Source organism: Kaistella sp. (genome assembly GCF_041824135.1).
Classification (GTDB): Bacteria; Bacteroidota; Bacteroidia; order Flavobacteriales; family Weeksellaceae; genus Kaistella.
Genome location: NZ_JBGZYM010000113.1, coordinates 1 through 17,658, shown reverse-complemented (window position 1 = coordinate 17,658; position 17,658 = coordinate 1). Strand labels below are relative to the sequence as shown.

Genomic DNA, 17,658 nt, shown 5'->3' with positions numbered 1-17,658 from the left:
CCATAAAATTTACAGCAATGAGCAACTTAGATATGTGGGAAGTTTTTATTCAAACAAAACCAGGACTTTCCCACAAACACGCAGGAATCGTACAGGCAGCAACGGCTGAAATGGCTTTGCAGGCAGCAAGAGATGTCTACACCAGAAGAATGGAAGGAACTTCAATTTGGGTCGTTCCAAGTAAATATTTGGTGACTTCGGAAGGAATTGATAAAGAAGCATTTTTCGATCCGGCAGATGATAAACTCTATCGCCATCCGACTTTTTACGAAATCCCGAATGATGTGAAAAACATGTAAATGCAAGATGATGGATGTAGGACGTCAGATGTTTTTGACAACGCCGAACATCCAATACCTAACATCTAACACCCAACAAATAATAAATGAATCCACTTTTTAATTATACTTTAAAATTAGCCGATGATACTTTGATTTTTGGTCAAAGACTGGGTGAACTGTGCGGGCAAGGACCTTATCTGGAAGAAGATATCGCTTTGACCAATATCGCTTTAGACTATCTCGGACAATCGAATAATTTTTATAAATACGCAGCGCAAATTCAGAATCTTGGAAAATCGGAGGATGATTTGGCTTTTTTGCGGTTGGAAAAAGAATACCTGAATTGTCAGTTATCAGAACTTCCAAATGGTGATTATGCAAACACGATTTTGAAAGTTTATTTCTTTTCGGTTTATCAGAAAATTCTTTATACAGAATTAATGAAAAGCAGCGACGAACAAATTGCTGCCATCGCTGAAAAATCTTTGAAAGAAGTAAAATACCATTACACGCACACGTCAACCTGGATCAAAATGTTTGCAGGCGGAACTGAAGAAAGTAAAACCCGCGTGAAAAATGCAGTTGAAAATCTTTGGGAATATACCGGCGGAATGTTTGCTGAAACTATTGGTGAAGAAGATCTGGCAAAATTAGATGTTATACCTGATGGAAAAGAAATCCAGGAACAGTGGACGAAAACCGTTACTGAAGATTTCCAAAACTTTGGATTAGAAATCCCGGAAAGTGACTTTATGCAAAAAGGTTCAAGAACCGGTTATCACACCGAATATTTCGGATTTATCTTATGTGAACTGCAGTTTATGCAAAAAACGTATCCAAACTGCGCCTGGTAAATTCAGTTGATAGTTGATAGTTGATAGTTGATAGTTGCAAGATTATTAATTTTAGCTTTTGTGAACTTTATTCAGCAATTGCGTTATTTAAAGTGTTTGTCACTTTGTAGTTGAAAATTTCAATTACTATTTTGTAAACTTTCAAAAACATCATTTTCACTTTAACAATCATAATACTTTTGTGACTTTGTGGTTAAAAAAAATATAATTCCGTGGTTAAAATAGAAAACGACTTATTCGAAATTCTTTCCCAAATTCCTGATCCCGAAATTCCAGTGATCAACATTGTGGAACTTGGGATTGTTCGGGAAGCAAAAATGATTTCTGACAAAGAAGTAGAAATCGTGATTACCCCGACTTATTCGGCTTGTCCGGCCATGTTCAATATCGAAGAAGATATTATAAAACTCTTTAAGGAAAAAGGAATTCAGGCCAAAGTGATCACAAAAATAGCTCCCATTTGGACAACGGATTGGATTACCGACGAAGCCAGAGAAAAACTTCGCGTTTACGGAATTACACCCCCTGAAAAAGGCAATCACGAAGATCATCTGAACGTTCCAAAGAAATGTCCGAGATGCGGCTCAGAAAACACGAAGCAGATCAGCCGGTTTGGTTCTACCCTTTGCAAAGCGAGTTATCAATGTAACGATTGTTTGGAGCCCTTCGATTATTTCAAATGTCATTAAAGTGATTTGATGGTTTGACCATGTGCTTATTTGATGATTGAAAAAGCATTATTCAAAGCATTATTTTAAATATAATTAAACCTTTATCTTCGTTAAAATCCAATTAATAATCAGGAAAAACCTGATCACATTAACACATTATCAAATCAACACTTTAATATGTACACGCAACTCGAAATAGAATCTCACATTGACGGGAAATTATTGATCGCTTATCTAAACGATGAGAAAACATTTAACAGTTTAAATAAAACTACGCTTAGCGAACTTCGCACTTTCGTTCATGATGGAAGTCGCGATGAAAATGTTCGTTGCCTGGCGATTTCAGGTCGCGGTAAAGCCTTTTGTTCGGGGCAAAATTTGAAAGACGCCATGTCTTTCAGTGATCCTGATGAAGAAAGAGTTATACAGCGAATCGTAATTGATTATTACAATCCGTTGGTCAAAGAAATTGCTCAGGCGAGAAAACCGGTCATTTCTTTAGTCAATGGCCCTGCAGTTGGTGCTGGTGCAATGTTAGCTTTGATTTGTGACTTTACTTTAGCGACGGAATCTTCTTATTTTTCTCAAGCTTTTGTTAATATCGGATTGATTCCGGATACAGGCGGCACGTATTGGTTACCAAAACTTTTAGGAAGACAGCAAGCCAACTATTTAACATTTACAGGAAAGAAAATTACGGCGACAGATGCTAAAAAATTAGGTTTAATTGCAGATGCTTTTCCAGATGAAAATTTCGTAGAAAGTGCTATGGAAGTTTTAACTCAGATTTCTAATTTACCAACGAAAGCAATCTCTTTAACAAAAAAAGCTTTCAATGAATCTTATGATAATACTTTGAGTCAGCAGTTGGATCTTGAAGGAATACTGCAGCAAACCGCGGCCGAATCAGCAGATTTTATGGAAGGAGTTTCTGCATTTTTAGAAAAAAGAATACCGGAATATAAAGGAAAGTAATTGGATGATTTGATGATGTGGTTATTTGACGATTCTCTCATCAACGCATCAATACATTAACACATCATCAAATCAACATCTTACAGAAATTGGATGAAAAAACTAAAGGTAATTTTATTAATTTTGATCGCAAATTTTTATTTTGCACAAACAAAACAGTTTCTATACGAGTATATTACGGTACCTGATTCTACGGAAAAAGCAGTTCATTTTTCTGCGATAATGGTTTTAAATATCGATCATGAAAAATCTGAATATTTTAATTACGAACAATTTGTTTCAGATTCTACCATACACGCAGAAATCAAAGATGGATCTTATTTTCTTAAACCACCTGCTCCACCACAAAAAAGAAATAAAATAAATATAAGAGATCGCGTAGTTAAAAAAAGCAATTCTAATACGATTGAATATCTGACAAAGATCGCAGAATCTGATTACTTAGTTCAGCAAAATATTGATATTAAATGGAAACTTTACCCAGAGTATATCTCTGTTTTAGATTATAAAGCTCAAAAAGCTACCGCAGAATTTGGTGGTAGAAAATGGACAGCTTGGTTCACAAAAGATATTCCTTTTCAAGATGGTCCTTACAAGTTTAAAGGTTTGCCAGGCTTAATCGTAAAAATAGAAGACGAGTCTAAAAGTCACCAATTTGAATTAAAAGGGATTAAAAATTTGAATTATCATTTTGTATATCCAGAAAATACTGGCAATCGCCGGATCGCCATTCCTTACGTGAAATTTGAAAAAGTATTTAAGGAAAATAGAAAATATCCAGCCATTGCTCTCAAGAAAAGATTTCCTGACGCAAAATATGCAGAGATGATTAGGGGTGCTGAAAAAAACATGCTGGAAGAAATTAAAAAAGATAATAATATCATCGAAATTGATTTAATTAAACCATGAATAAAATAGGAATTATAGGCTCAGGAACCATGGGAATTGGGATTTCACAAGTTGCCGCAACTTCTGGTTGTAAGGTCTATTTATATGATACAAATTCTGCTCAAACAGAAAAGTCTTTAGTAAGCCTTAAAAAGATTCTGGGCAGATTAGTAGAAAAACAAAAAATTACAGAAGAAAAAAGCGAAGATATTTTCTGTAAAATAAAGCCTTGTTCGGAGCTTCAGGATTTCAAAGATTGTGATTTGGTGATTGAAGCGATTATTGAAAACAAAGAAATTAAAACTAAAGTTTTTCAGCAGTTAGAAGAAATTGTTTCTGAGAAATGCATTATTTCGAGCAATACTTCTTCTATTTCGATCACTTCCCTATCATCTGAATTAAAGAATCCGAAACGTTTTATTGGAATTCACTTTTTCAACCCGGCTCCTTTAATGCCTTTGGTAGAAGTGATTCCCGGATTACTAACCGAGAAAACTTTAGCCAACGAAATTACCACTTTAATGGAAAGTTGGGGAAAAATTCCGGTGATTGCGAAAGATGTTCCTGGATTTATTGTGAACCGAATTGCGCGTCCGTTTTATGGAGAAGCGTTGAGAATTGCTGAAGAAAACATCGCCACACCGGAACAGGTTGACGATGCGATGCGAACTTTGGGAAATTTCAAAATGGGACCGTTTGAACTGATGGATCTCATTGGAATCGATGTTAATTTCTCCGTAACCAAAACCGTTTACGCCGATTATTTCTACGATCCGAAATACAAACCGAGTTTGCTGCAACAAAGAATGAGCGAGGCGAAATTACACGGTCGCAAGACTGGAAAAGGCTTTTATGATTATGCTGAAAACGCAGAAAAACCTGCACCAGAAATAGATGAGGAACTCTACCAAGAAATCTTCATGCGCATTATATCAATGTTAATCAACGAAGCCGTAGAAGCAAAACGACTCGGAATTGCCAACGACGAAGCCCTAGAATTAGCGATGCAAAAAGGCGTGAATTATCCGAAAGGTTTGCTGCAATGGGGCTTTGATATTGGCTTTGAAAAAATTTCAGAGACTTTACAAAAACTGTACGACGAATATCAGGAAGAACGATATCGTCAAAGCCCGTTGCTTCGTAAAATGCAGGCTCATATAGACTTGTTAATCAGATAATTAAAATTAATTCAATGGAAAATAAAAATAATCTTTCTGAATTATCAGATGAAAAATTAATTAAAAGACGGGATCTGTTTAAAGGAATTTTAATTGGAATGTATGTGGTCTGTGTTATCCTGATCATCCTACTCGTCTATATTTTTTTTAATAAGGGTTTCAGTGCTATATCAATTGCCAGCTTTATCCCTGTTTTTATGTTGCCTGTCATCACCATGCCTTTGTATTTTCAGGTAACTCTTTTAGAGAAGGAAGTCAAAGCCCGTAATTTGAAATAAATTTTAATTGTCACGTCATTCAAATTAACTCAACAGCACCTCACATGATGTCTCCACACGAACTCGCTCAATACATGCTCAATCAGGATCATTTCTCCCAATGGATGGGAATACAACTCATTGAAGTTCGCGAAAAATACTGCCTGATCGAAATGCCCATTAAACAGGAAATGATCAACGGATTGAGAACAGTTCATGGTGGCGTTACGTTTTCGCTCGCCGATTCGGCTTTGGCGTTTTCGAGTAATAATACGAATGAAGCTTCAGTTGCTTTACATTGCTCAATGAACTTTACAAAAGCTATTCGATTGGGTGACACTTTAACTGCAGAAAGCATTCTGATTTCCGACACCCGAAAAACCGGAGTTTACGATATTTCAATTACGAATCAGCATAAAATTTTGGTGGCTACTTTTCGAGGAACGGTTTATAAGATTGAGAAAAAGGTGACGGATTTGTAAACCTCTCATTTTATCTAAGCAGAACATTATTCTCCTAAAAACATTTAATGTAATTATTGATGTAAATAGTTACCTTTTTCAATTATCTAAAATTTAATTTTATTCATGAAAAGTTACAATTTAGTACCAATTATTAAACACAAGGGTTATTAGACCCTTTTTTTATTAAATATATTGGTTGTAGTTGTTTTTAATTTAATTTTGAAATTACCAAATTTTAAAATTGATCTTATGAAAAATAATTACTTATTTATTTTCTTTTCAATCTTAATACTATTTTGTTCGTCACTAATAAAAGCGCAATGTCCCAATCCGATAGTGGTCAACAACACTGATCAATTAGAGGTCTTTGATATGGTAAACAATATTGCCAATAACGCAACTACGCTAAAATTGAAAACCGAGGAGCTGACCGGAAAAGATTTTTTTTTCTATTTCAGTATTGAAGGTGATCTCGCTGCAGATTGTACCAAAAAGATTACGGTCACTCACAGCAGTGAATTAGAAAATCTGAGTACCATCAATCCGTTTTTCCCAAATGGAACTCCCAATCCTAAAGTTTCTTATAATTTACCTGGCAACGAAAGCCAAAGTTTTAATTTAAAATACAGGTTTCCGGGATTTACGACTTGCAATGGTACCGTCGGAAGCATCACTGTAAAAATCGAACTTAGTTGCGGTCAAGTTTTTGAAAAAGTGATGCAGATCACGGCGCGTGCTCAAAACACCTGGACTTTTACTGGAGTCCCGTCTTACGATGCCAATTATTGTGGCACTTATAAATTTAAGACGAATGCAAATAGCTGTTTTCCTAATGGTTATGGATTAGGAGTTTATTCGATTAGTGGCAGTTACTCTGCGACGCTACCTGACAATTCTGTTGTTTCGCAAAACTATGTGAATGAGACTAATAACTTTAGTTTTACAGGAGGATCGTCAAATTGTATCTTAAATTTACCAACACACACTACCGTAAATTATGATTTTCACCTATCTAATGCAAATTGTATTGAACCTTCTTTGACAGGTACAATCGCAGCAGAGAATCGTATTGGGACTGGAAATTATATGATTGGTCCTTTTGAAATTTATCACTCAAATGAAATTTTTACGAGTTCCTATAATTCGACAAACCAACCAATTCCTCCCGGTACCGTATCTCAATTAAATGTGGGAATATACCCATTTAATGAATCTCTCTATTCTACAGATGTTACCGCAACCATAACAATCACTGGTGATATTACCGTAACTGCTGTGACAGACACAGATGGTAATTCCTATTCTGTATCGCCCAATAATCAATATACTTTTACCTGGAGTGAAATATTAACTGGAGTAGCTTTAAATTTCGATTATTTTGTTAACAGCAATGCAATACCTGGCTCACTTATTACCATTTGCTCCAGCGTTACGCAGACCGGCGCTTTACTTCCAGAGTCTGATTGCGAACTGTGCACCTATGAAACCGGAACTTTTTCAGATTCCAAATGTGCAAGTATTCTCGTAGGTGAATATCCTCCACAACCTCCGCAACCTTTTGTGAGAAAGTGCATTTTAAATCAACAGACCGGTTACCGTGTGGGAGATCAAATTGATTTTAGAGTTTTTATCGTAAATCCTACTGCAAATCAATCTTTCAACATTACAGATCAACTTCAAACAATTTCTCAGAATCTAACATTAATCGGAACACCAACGATCGGATACTATACCTATTTATATGATGTACAGTCGCAGTCTTGCGATGAAATAGGAAATTTAATTACGACTACTCCTGCATTTTCTATCATCGAAAATCATACAGGAGTAAATTTAAATTGGCAAATTCCGGATTTTCCTGCCGATCCTTACAAGGCTTTGGTCTTCGACTTTAGCGCAATCATAAATCCACAAACGGCAGGAAATAAAATTAACAAAATTACTGGCACTCTTGCTGATATTGCTAACTATTATGTATACGAATATGGAGAACTCAGCATTGCAAAAGTTGCGGATGCCTCTGTTGTAAATGTGGGCGATACTTTCAATTACGAAATTACGGTAACGAATTCCGGAACATTAGATCTATCAGACATTGTTATTTCAGATGCGCTTCCTGCCTGTGTAGAACTTAACGAAGCAGTGGAGATTACGGTGGTAGATCAAAACAATGTACCCGTCGAATTTACAACCAACGGAAATCTAAACATAGTAATTCAAAATCGAAGTCTTAATATTGGCGAGTATTTTAAAATTAAATTTTCCGCTAAAAAAATGACCAGTGGAGTTTGCTGCAATGTGGCAAGCGTAACTGGTGTGGTAACAGCATACGGAATAAATACTTCCGCCAGCAGCACTAACAGTCCGGCTTGCGTTACGAGTCCGCTAGAATCTGTAATTGAAGTTTCCAAATGTATTGTAAATCCACAGGTCAATTATAGTTTAGGAGACCCGATTCAATTTAGGATTTTGGTGAAAAACACCGGAAATGTTGCAGGAAATATTCAATTGATCGATCAGCTCCAGACTTCGCAACAGAATATTAATTTAACTGGAACTCCAACTTTTAGCTATTATTCTGAGGGAGATTGCGCAGGATTAGGATCAACACTTCCTATTGTAAATCCTTTTTCCATTACCGAAAATCACATTGGAAATACATTAGATTGGAATATTATGAATATCCCGTTTGATCCTGAAAAAGTTTTAGTATTAGAATTTTCGGGCACTATTGCTAATAATAGTACCTCAGAAAAAACAAATATCATAAAAGATGGCAGCGGAAACACGGTCGCTTCTGTAACCTACCAAACACTGAGAGATGGAAATTGTCCCGAATTGGATTTTAAACCATTTAAACCTGCCGTTCCAAATATATTCCCAGCTTCTGTAGTAGCTGAGCTTACTAGTGGAAATGATACTATTATTGACAAAGAATACGGGGATATAGACAATGATGGAGATATTGATATTTTATATACCAAACTTGGGCAACTGCATGTGCTGATCAATAACGCAGGCGTAGGAAATGCTCCTGTGTTTAATTCTACCGGCACACCACTTAACCTTAATTTTCCTGCTATAGGTACTCATCTAAATTATCCTACTTGGGGAACTAACGCAATTTCCTACCGTCTTTTTGATTGGGATAACGATGGTGACAATGATTTAATTGTACTTGCTGGTAGAGAAGGATATGCTGGTAGAGTTGCAGGCGGCGTATTTATCTTTCATAATGATGGCTCAGGTCATTTTAATTCACCTCCAATTTTACTGCTAAATGCAATGGCGTTTGGTGATGACTTTGGCTACGACACAAGTAATGATTTCCCTGGAGAGACCAACCAGTTTATAGAGATCGGAGATTTAAATGGAGACAATTTACCCGATATTCTCATTGCTGGTAAAATGAGGATTACTGGAATCGTCTATTTTGAAAATAATGGATTTGGATTTGATTTGGTTGCTCCTCAAATTATGGCTTTTCCAACTACGCCATCCTATCTTTTTAATTGGATACAAAATCCTTTATTTCCACCGCATGGCAATAGTTTTCAAGTACCGGAATTATATGCCAAAGACTGTTCTACTAAATTAAATTTGTTTGCTTCAGATCCTTTGTGGTACGATAGTGTAAATGATGTATATGGAGGCGGAAGAATGTATTTTCATGAAAATGGAGGAAATGCCACCTCAGGAATTTTCCCTGATTTTAACAGAACAGGATTGATCAATCAGTTTGGATTTAATGATGATCCAAATTCGATTTATCCAACTACTGATTTCCCGGGGGATGGATCTCCTTTGCGATGTGATTGGGTGGTTACCAGATTTGTAGATTTCTTAGGAAATGGTTGCCCAATAGCAATTGCCTTTAATTATTGCACCAAACAATTTATCTATTATGATCAGGAATGTTCACCCGGAACTTTAACAACAAATACTTCTATAAATAATAAATCCAGGATTACCCTATATCCAAATCCAACAAAAGACTGGGTCAATTTCCATGTATCACCAGACATTAAAATCCAAAGAATTGCAATTTTCGATGCTTCTGGAAAATTAATGATTAAACCAAAAATTTCTGAAACTAAAATTAATATTCAAAATTTAATTCAGGGAGTCTACTTCGTCAATTTCCAAACTGATAAAGGACTGATGTCTGAGAAGTTAATTGTAAAATAAAACTTTCACCTTTAAATAAAAGAAGACTTGCTAAATCGCAGGTCTTTTTTTGATTACTCTACGCCCTGAAAACCTTTTTTCAAAAAAGGAGAACTTCTTATTTAAACAACTCTACAATAGAACAAAAGGCACTTTTAATCAAACCTAAAAACATCTCATTTTTAAAACTTCAAAAACTATTTTGAAGTTTTTTTTATTTTGATGTAATATAATTCGGAAATTAGTTGTCTTACTTATAGAAAAAAAACAATGACTCACGAAATCTTTAAAAACACGGTATTCTGTCTCAAGGATGAGATGTATCGTTTTGCGAAAAGATTTGTGATCAGCGGTGATGAAGCCGAAGATGTTGTACAGGATTTGATGCTGAAATTCTGGCAGAAAAAAGAAGAACTCTCAGATTTTGGAAATCTGAAATCGTATGCGATGAAATCGGTGAAAAATGAATGTCTGAACCGATTGAAACACGAAGACGTGAAAATGGGCTTTGCAGATTTTCAAAAACACAGAAGCGAAATTCATGAAGTGGAATCTAATAATATGAAGGAACAGATTATTGGGTTTATTAATGAACTTCCGGAGAAACAGAAAGCCGTGATTCATTTGAAAGATGTAGAAGATTTTGATGTTGCGGAGATTTCTGAAATTCTGGAAATGGAGCAAAATGCAGTAAGAGTGAATCTAATGCGGGCCAGACAAAAAGTGAAAGAGCAGATCCTGAAACTGATGGATTTCGAAAATAGAATGATTGAAAGTTTATAACAATTATTAAGATGAAAAAAGATCAAGCACAAGATAAATACAACGAAATCACCCAAGACCTCAAAGAAGAGAAAATGAACTGGGACTTTGAAGATTTCCTGGAGAAAACAAAACAGGAAGAGAAAATAATTCCTCTAGCTCCAAAAACAAAAGGCGGTACTTTTCCGAAAACCTTCTGGATGGCGGCGAGCGTAATTTTACTCATATCAATTGGTCTTTTCTTCAATTATGAAACAGAAAGTACAGGAAAAGGGAAAGACAATTTTGGTTTTAATGAAATAGTAAACGACAGTCTCGACCAAAACACAAACATTGCGACTACCATTGTTTCTGATACGCTAAAAATCGAACCTCTTAAAGTACGCTCAGACTCCACTTCTGCCGTAGACCAAAAAGAAGTCGATATTATAGAACAGATTATTCCGAAAAGAGGTCGCATCAATAGAAACGCGAGACAGAGATATGCCGAAGTTTCTACACCGAAAAAATTAAAAGAAAAAGAAAAAACAGAAACTTCCGATTATGAATCCAGTTATGTGATCATCAACGGGCAAAAAATAGAAAACGAACAGGAAGCGATCGACTTGACGAAGTACTCCTTCCGAATCCTGTCCGAAAATGTATCTAAAACGGTGGCTCAAACTGAGGTCCTCAACTCCTTTACTAATGATTACTAAAAAATAATATCATGCAAAAATTACTTATCATATTCGCCCTTTTCTTCTCTCATTTCTTTCATATAAATGCGCAGAAAGATAAACTGGATCAGCTTTTTGAGCAATACCAGGAAACCGATGGGGTGACTTCTATTAAAATCAGCAAACCAATGTTTAGTATGTTGAACAAGTTGAACATTGCTGATGATGAACTGGCTCAGATTAAACCTTTATTGAGTAAAATCAATAGTTTGAAAATTTTAATTATTGAAAAACCACAGTATTCAAAAGTAGCCGAGGATGCCAGACCTTATCTTCAATTTAAAAAATTGCAAAGCGATATTGCGAGCTCCATTAAAAGCATGAAATATGAAGAGCTGATCACGGTTCACAGCAAAGACAACAAAATAAAATTCTTGTCATCAGATGCCACTAATGGAATCTTAGACAATCTTTTACTAAGCATTAACGCAGACGGAAATACTTTGCTAATGATGCTCGACGGAAAAATCTCCATGGATGATGTGAACAACCTCATCAATGAAGCCGAAAAATCAGCAACAAAAAGTTCTGTCAACACAGAAAATATTGACTCTAATGGAATTACTCAAGTTCGAAATGTGGGAAAATTTACGGGAGTTTCTGTATCGAGTGGAATCAAAGTTAATTTCACGCAAGGCAGTAACCAGTCTGTTATCGTAGAAACTGATCCTAATTTACAGGAATATGTTTCCACAGAAATTGAAAACGGAATCCTGGTGATTGGAATCAAAAACAAAAATAATCGGAAACTGAATTTCAAAAAATTATTGGTAACGATTGAAGCGCCGAGACTTTCTTCAGTACGCGTAAGTTCTGGATCGTTACTGACCACAATCAATACCATCAATGAGAGTGATTTCGCAGCTGAAGTTTCCTCAGGAGCAGATCTGAATGCAGAGCTGAATATCAGAAATAACACAAGCGTAGATATCGGTTCTGGCTCTTCGATGAGGTTGAATGTACAAACTAAAAAATTCGCACTGACAGGAAGCAGCGGCTCCTCGGCAACGGTCGTCGGAACTGCTGACAACACGGTGTTCTCCCTTTCCAGTGCGGCATCTTGTAATGCACAAGATTTACTTTCTAAAATGGGAACAGCAAGTGCATCATCAGGTTCAATGCTTAAAATTAATGCGACTGAAAGTTTAACTGCATCGGCAACTTCGGGCGCTTCTATTCGATACAAAGGAAATCCAAAAAACATCGTTGCGAGTGGGAAATCATCAAGCGGCGGAAGCGTTAAACCTTTAAACTAACACCATGAAAAAATCATTTGCTATCATAGCCGTTGCACTTATTGTATTATCGCTACAGTCGTGCATCGTTTCTCAGAAACCCAACATAAGCTTTTTTGATAATCCTTCTTATAATTATGGAGGTGCTCAATTTACAAGTATCAATGTACCGATGTTTTTGGCAAAACCCATTGTAAAAAAATCTTTACGCGACGAAGGTGAAAGTGAAGAACTGATCAATATGATTTCCAAAGTTTCTGATGTAAAGGTTATGACCATCGAAAATGGGAATGCTGCAATGCTAGCAGATTTTACCAAATATTTAAAGAAAGATAATTTTGAAGAATGGATGACGGTGAGAAAGGAAAAGGAAACCATCAATTTTCAAGCAAAACAAAAAGGCGACGAAATCAAAAAATTAATGATCACTATCGCTTCGGGAAGTGAGTTGGTCTTGGTTGATGTTTCCGGTAAATTCACCGCAGATGATATTTCCCGACTGATCAATTATTCAGAAAAAAATGACCTTCGCAATAAAGTGTTGAAATAATTAACATTAGTAGTTAAATCATTGCTTTTTTTTTAATTAAATTTAGACAATGAAATTTTCTAAGATATTTTTAACACTCCTAATTTTCTTCAGTGTAAGCGCTAAAGCCCAGTTAGACTTAGAACATTGGTTTCCGCCGATCTACCGTACTGGGAGTGGATATCAGATTTCTGAAATTTACTTTTATCTCTCCACCGAAAAAACAGCTCCCTTTACCGTAAAGGTCTATAATAATAACGTTTTGCTGAAAACGTTAACCATCAGCAATTCTTCGCCCGCTGTTTTTCAACTGGATGACAGCTCCATGATCTACGCAGCTACTGATCGTCGTGTGATGAAACCAATCCCAAGCGGTATTCATATTACAGGAGAGAAGAGTTTTTATGCAAGTTTAAGAGTTGCCAAAGGTCCGCTTCTTACCAATCCTTCTATTACTGAAGCTTTCGGATCTAAAGGGAAATCTGCCTTAGGAAAAGAGTTTTACACCGTCATGGATCAGAATATTCTTGAGGGTAATAATCCTGACGACAAAAATTACGTGGCATCGGTAATGGCTACAAAAGACAATACCCATGTTCGCTTTTCTGAATACGATCCCAGAATTATTTTTTCTGATGGAAGTACCGATGACGAATTAAATTTTGTTTTGAATAAAGGAGAATCGTTCATTGTGGCAGCCGATAAAAAAGCCAATAACCCGAGTGGAATTTTAGATTACAATGATCCCAACTTAATCGGGGCAAAAATAACTTCTGACGAGCCCATCGTCGTTATCAACGGAAATTTTGTGAGCCAAAATATTGGTGAACCAGGCGGGAATATGAATTTCGATCAAACGGTGCCGACTTCTAAAATTGGTAAAGAATATTTCGTTGCAAACGGAATGACAAAGACCGTAGCAGGAATGGAGAAACCACTGATCGTCGCTACGAAAGATAATACCAAAATTTATTTTAACGAGGAAACAACACCTTATATCATTTTAAATAAAGGGCAACACTTTATTGCGCCAACACCTAATGTAAGTGATAAATGGATTCCCGATTCTCAGCCTAGCTTCACCAATTCTGATAGCATGACCATCCCGAACGCTGGTCTGTTTGTTCGAGCTTCGGAACCAATTTATTTTTATCAGCTCATAGGAGGATTTAATATGCTGGTCAGAGGACCATCGCCAGATTTCACCGATGTTTCCAGTGGAATGTTATTTTCTTATCCGCTCGACAAAAATTATTTGTCAGATCCCAGGCAGAAATTAGCAAACACCATCCAAATTCCAAGTGTTGATAAAATTGGAGTGGTGACGATGGACAATAAAATTACGGTTAAAACTGAAAATAATGCCAACGTCACGTATAATGGCGCAACGGTAACCAATCTTTCACCGATGCCGGGAAAGCCTGGTTGGTCTTATTTTAGCAGACCCGCAAATTCAGGAAACATTACCATTTCTTCTACTAAAAGTTTACTGGTTGATGCTACAGGTGGACATCAATATGCAGGATTTGGCAGTAGTTATACCGCCTTTTCAAATGATCCCTTTGTCATTAAAAATGGCAACTGTATTGAAGAAGGCGTCTATCTTTATTTGAATAGTACCGATTTTATCAGTTTTCAATGGCAAAGAAATGGCGTCGATATTCCAGGTGCTACCAGTTCTACTTATATTCCAACGCTCCCTGGAGATTACAGATGTGTCTGTTTTTATACCGGCTTCAGCTTTACTACCGATGCGGTAAACGTCGTTGCCTGTCCTTACACTTTAACGGAGAAAAATCTTGGCAGTTTCTGTCATTCCTTCTTAATAAGTCCTTCTTTTAGTCCACCCAGAATTAAGGAAGTCGTAAAATCAATTCAAATTTTAACGCAACCGCTTTCCGGAACAGCAACAGTAGAAGACGAAGATATTTTGGTTAACATTGATGAGAGTTTTTCTGGAGAAAACCGAATCGTTTATCGATTGACCGCAGAAAGTGGATTCTACGAAATATTTAAAGCTTCCTTTACCGTTTACTCCTCGCCCACCGCGGAATTAAAAAACGCAATATTCCCAAAAAGTTTTAATAGTAGAAGTTATGTTTATGATTTAACAGAAGCTGTAATTGATAATCGAGACAATGATATTATTAAATATTACCGCACAAAAAGTGATGCAGAAGGCAATCGCAATGAGATTACAGGCAGCCAGCTCACAAAATTCATCACGAATAGTACAGAGATTTACGTCAGAGTGATTACTCAAAACAGTTGTTTCGCTATTCGAAAAGTAGATTTAATTCAGACTGAAATTCCAGAGCAACCGGGAAATGCCGATACTATATTACCGAATGTCTTTACCCCGAATGCTGATGGGTTTAATGATGTCTGGGATTATTCAGCCTTAGGAAACATGAGTACCTTACAACTGGCAATCTTCGATCGATACGGCACCAAAGTCTACGAGCATACTGACAAAAACAAATCCTACTGGGATGGAAAATCCAGAACCGGAATCAGTTATGCAACTGGAACCTATTGGACTTATTATATTTTAACGGATGATGCTGGGAATAAAATTCAGAAATCGCAATGGATTTTATTAAAAAACGCACATTAAAGTTTTGTTAATAAAATGCATAAATTTTTATTTTTAATTAAAATAACTTAATTTCGCACAGAAAGTAAAAGATGTCTATCCACAACAAAATCGTAGAAACTGCCATCACTTTCGATGACGTACTTCTAATCCCTTCTTATTCAGAAGTCTTACCTAATCAGGTTTCCTTAAAATCAAAACTTTCCGATAAAATTACGCTCAATGTTCCCATCGTTTCCGCAGCTATGGATACGGTAACCGAAGCAGAAATGGCGATTGCTTTAGCAAGAGTTGGCGGTCTTGGTTTTATCCATAAAAATATGACTATCGAAGAACAGGCGGCACAAGTGTACAGAGTGAAACGTTCAGAAAACGGAATGATTTCAGATCCTGTTACTCTTACCAAAGATCACACTTTAAAATACGCCCGCGATTTAATGGCGGACTATAAAATTTCTGGTTTACCTGTTGTTGATGATGAGAACACTTTAATTGGAATCATTACCAATCGCGATGTTAAGTACCAGGAAAACCTGGATGCGAAAGTAGAAGAATTGATGACTAAAGATAAATTGATCACGTCTGACAAAACGACTACTTTGGAACAGGCCAAAGAAATTTTACTGAAACACCGCGTTGAAAAACTTCCGATTGTTGATGAAAATTTCAAATTAGTTGGTTTAATTACCATTAAAGATATTGACAATCAATTAGAATATCCGAACGCAAACAAAGATAACAAAGGAAAACTGATCGTAGGAGCTGGAGTTGGTATTGGTGAAGATACGATCGACAGAGTTACTGCTTTAGTTAATGCTGGGGTTGATATTATCGCCGTTGATTCTGCACACGGTCATTCAAAAGGCGTTTTAGATAAAATTACAGAGATCCGTGAGAATTTTCCTGACCTCGATATTGTAGGTGGAAATATTGTTACTGCTGAGGGTGCGAAAGATTTAATTGAAGCAGGTGCAAATATTCTAAAAGTAGGAATTGGACCAGGTTCTATTTGTACAACGAGAGTTGTTGCTGGTGTTGGTGTTCCTCAACTTTCTGCAATCTATAACGTTTTCGAATACGCAAAAACGAAAAATGTAGCCGTTATCGCCGACGGTGGAATTAAACTTTCCGGTGATATTGTAAAAGCTTTGGCTTCTGGCGCAAGTGCCGTAATGCTCGGTTCTCTTCTAGCCGGAACGGACGAATCTCCAGGGGAAGAAATTATTTTCCAGGGAAGAACATTTAAAGCCTACCAAGGAATGGGTTCACTTTCAGCAATGAGACGTGGCGGAAAAGAAAGATATTTTCAAAGTGAAGCCAAGAAATTCGTTCCTGAAGGAATTGAAGGCCGCGTTCCACACAAAGGAAAATTAGAAGATGTTATCTTTCAGTTAACTGGTGGAATCAGAGCTGGAATGGGATATTGCGGAACGAAAGATATCGACACTTTACAGAAAGACGGAAAAATGGTAATGATCACTGGAAGTGGTTTGAAAGAATCTCATCCACATGATGTGATTATTACGCAGGAAGCTCCGAATTATTCTTTGTAAAAGAGATCACTTAATACAAATGCCAAAGCTAATTCTTTGGCATTTTTCTTTTAAAATTTGAATAATCATTATATTTACTTTTTTAAAATATTATGAAAGGATTATATCTGCTTTTATCGTTTTTGTTCTTAATGAGTTGTGAGATGATTCCGACCGGGAATTCGATTTACCGACCGACTAATTCGCAAACTTCCTCAAATACAATTAATGAAAATAGAGAGTTTTCCGCTTTGCTCGAAAAAGATCAATTCAACAAAAAAAAGATCAATGCAGAGGTTCTTACTTATCTTTTAAATGATTCCGACCCTCAAGAAAAAAGTACTGCCGCGGTTATTGAAAACACATCCAATTGTAATATTATTGTGAGATTAGTTGGTATTCAAAGTAACCAAATCTATAACTTACCTATTTCCAGAAACAGCAAAAATCAATTCGTAATTTTAAAAGGAAATTATACCTTAAAATCAAATATTTGTGGTGCGAATTATTACTCGCAAAAGAATATTATAGACCCGCTGATTCTTAAACT

At 36.2% G+C, this 17,658-nt stretch carries 16 protein-coding genes; all 16 read left to right on the top strand.

What is annotated here, in order from left to right; translation table 11 throughout:
* Positions 1-17 precede the first annotated feature (17 nt).
* Complete coding sequence (paaB, locus tag ACEYOS_RS14170) at positions 18-299, top strand: 1,2-phenylacetyl-CoA epoxidase subunit PaaB (RefSeq protein WP_226063146.1); 282 nt, start codon at positions 18-20, stop codon at positions 297-299.
* Positions 300-385: 86 nt separating this feature from the next.
* Positions 386-1,135: a 1,2-phenylacetyl-CoA epoxidase subunit PaaC gene (paaC, locus tag ACEYOS_RS14165; RefSeq protein WP_373709466.1), complete on the top strand. Its 750-nt coding sequence runs from the start codon at positions 386-388 to the stop codon at positions 1,133-1,135.
* Positions 1,136-1,356: 221 nt separating this feature from the next.
* On the top strand, positions 1,357-1,824 hold the full coding sequence (paaD, locus tag ACEYOS_RS14160; protein WP_373709477.1) for a 1,2-phenylacetyl-CoA epoxidase subunit PaaD: 468 nt from the start codon (positions 1,357-1,359) through the stop codon (positions 1,822-1,824).
* A 159-nt stretch (positions 1,825-1,983) separates the two neighbouring features.
* Complete coding sequence (locus tag ACEYOS_RS14155; RefSeq protein WP_373709467.1) at positions 1,984-2,781, top strand: enoyl-CoA hydratase/isomerase family protein; 798 nt, start codon at positions 1,984-1,986, stop codon at positions 2,779-2,781.
* Between the two features lie 93 nt (positions 2,782-2,874).
* Positions 2,875-3,690 carry a GLPGLI family protein gene (locus ACEYOS_RS14150; RefSeq protein ID WP_373709468.1) on the top strand — a complete coding sequence of 272 codons (816 nt, stop codon included), beginning with the start codon at positions 2,875-2,877 and terminating at the stop codon, positions 3,688-3,690.
* Positions 3,687-4,847, top strand: a complete 1,161-nt coding sequence (locus tag ACEYOS_RS14145; RefSeq protein ID WP_373709469.1) for a 3-hydroxyacyl-CoA dehydrogenase NAD-binding domain-containing protein — start codon at positions 3,687-3,689, stop codon at positions 4,845-4,847. Before ACEYOS_RS14150 ends, ACEYOS_RS14145 begins: the two co-directional genes overlap by 4 nt.
* A gap of 14 nt (positions 4,848-4,861) precedes the next feature.
* Entirely contained in the window at positions 4,862-5,125 is a 264-nt protein-coding gene (locus tag ACEYOS_RS14140; RefSeq protein WP_373709470.1) for a hypothetical protein, read from the top strand.
* 47 nt (positions 5,126-5,172) lie between these two features.
* A complete protein-coding gene (locus tag ACEYOS_RS14135; protein WP_373709478.1) occupies positions 5,173-5,586 on the top strand; it encodes a PaaI family thioesterase in 414 nt (137 codons plus the stop codon).
* Positions 5,587-5,817: 231 nt separating this feature from the next.
* Positions 5,818-9,756, top strand: a complete 3,939-nt coding sequence (locus ACEYOS_RS14130; RefSeq protein WP_373709471.1) for a T9SS type A sorting domain-containing protein — start codon at positions 5,818-5,820, stop codon at positions 9,754-9,756.
* A gap of 249 nt (positions 9,757-10,005) precedes the next feature.
* Complete coding sequence (locus ACEYOS_RS14125) at positions 10,006-10,518, top strand: RNA polymerase sigma factor (protein ID WP_373784599.1); 513 nt, start codon at positions 10,006-10,008, stop codon at positions 10,516-10,518.
* Between the two features lie 11 nt (positions 10,519-10,529).
* On the top strand, positions 10,530-11,195 hold the full coding sequence (locus ACEYOS_RS14120; protein ID WP_373709473.1) for a hypothetical protein: 666 nt from the start codon (positions 10,530-10,532) through the stop codon (positions 11,193-11,195).
* Between the two features lie 11 nt (positions 11,196-11,206).
* The gene (locus tag ACEYOS_RS14115) at positions 11,207-12,472 is read left to right on the top strand and encodes a DUF4252 domain-containing protein (RefSeq protein ID WP_373709474.1); all 1,266 of its coding nucleotides are present in this window, start codon (positions 11,207-11,209) and stop codon (positions 12,470-12,472) included.
* Between the two features lie 4 nt (positions 12,473-12,476).
* Positions 12,477-13,001, top strand: coding sequence for a DUF4252 domain-containing protein (locus ACEYOS_RS14110; protein ID WP_373709475.1), 525 nt, complete (start codon positions 12,477-12,479; stop codon positions 12,999-13,001).
* A gap of 49 nt (positions 13,002-13,050) precedes the next feature.
* Complete coding sequence (locus tag ACEYOS_RS14105) at positions 13,051-15,597, top strand: gliding motility-associated C-terminal domain-containing protein (protein WP_373748049.1); 2,547 nt, start codon at positions 13,051-13,053, stop codon at positions 15,595-15,597.
* 71 nt (positions 15,598-15,668) lie between these two features.
* The gene (gene guaB / locus ACEYOS_RS14100; protein WP_373709868.1) at positions 15,669-17,129 is read left to right on the top strand and encodes an IMP dehydrogenase; all 1,461 of its coding nucleotides are present in this window, start codon (positions 15,669-15,671) and stop codon (positions 17,127-17,129) included.
* Between the two features lie 92 nt (positions 17,130-17,221).
* Positions 17,222-17,658 (top strand): DUF6759 domain-containing protein (locus ACEYOS_RS14095; protein ID WP_373797603.1); only part of this gene is annotated, 437 nt, incomplete at its 3' end.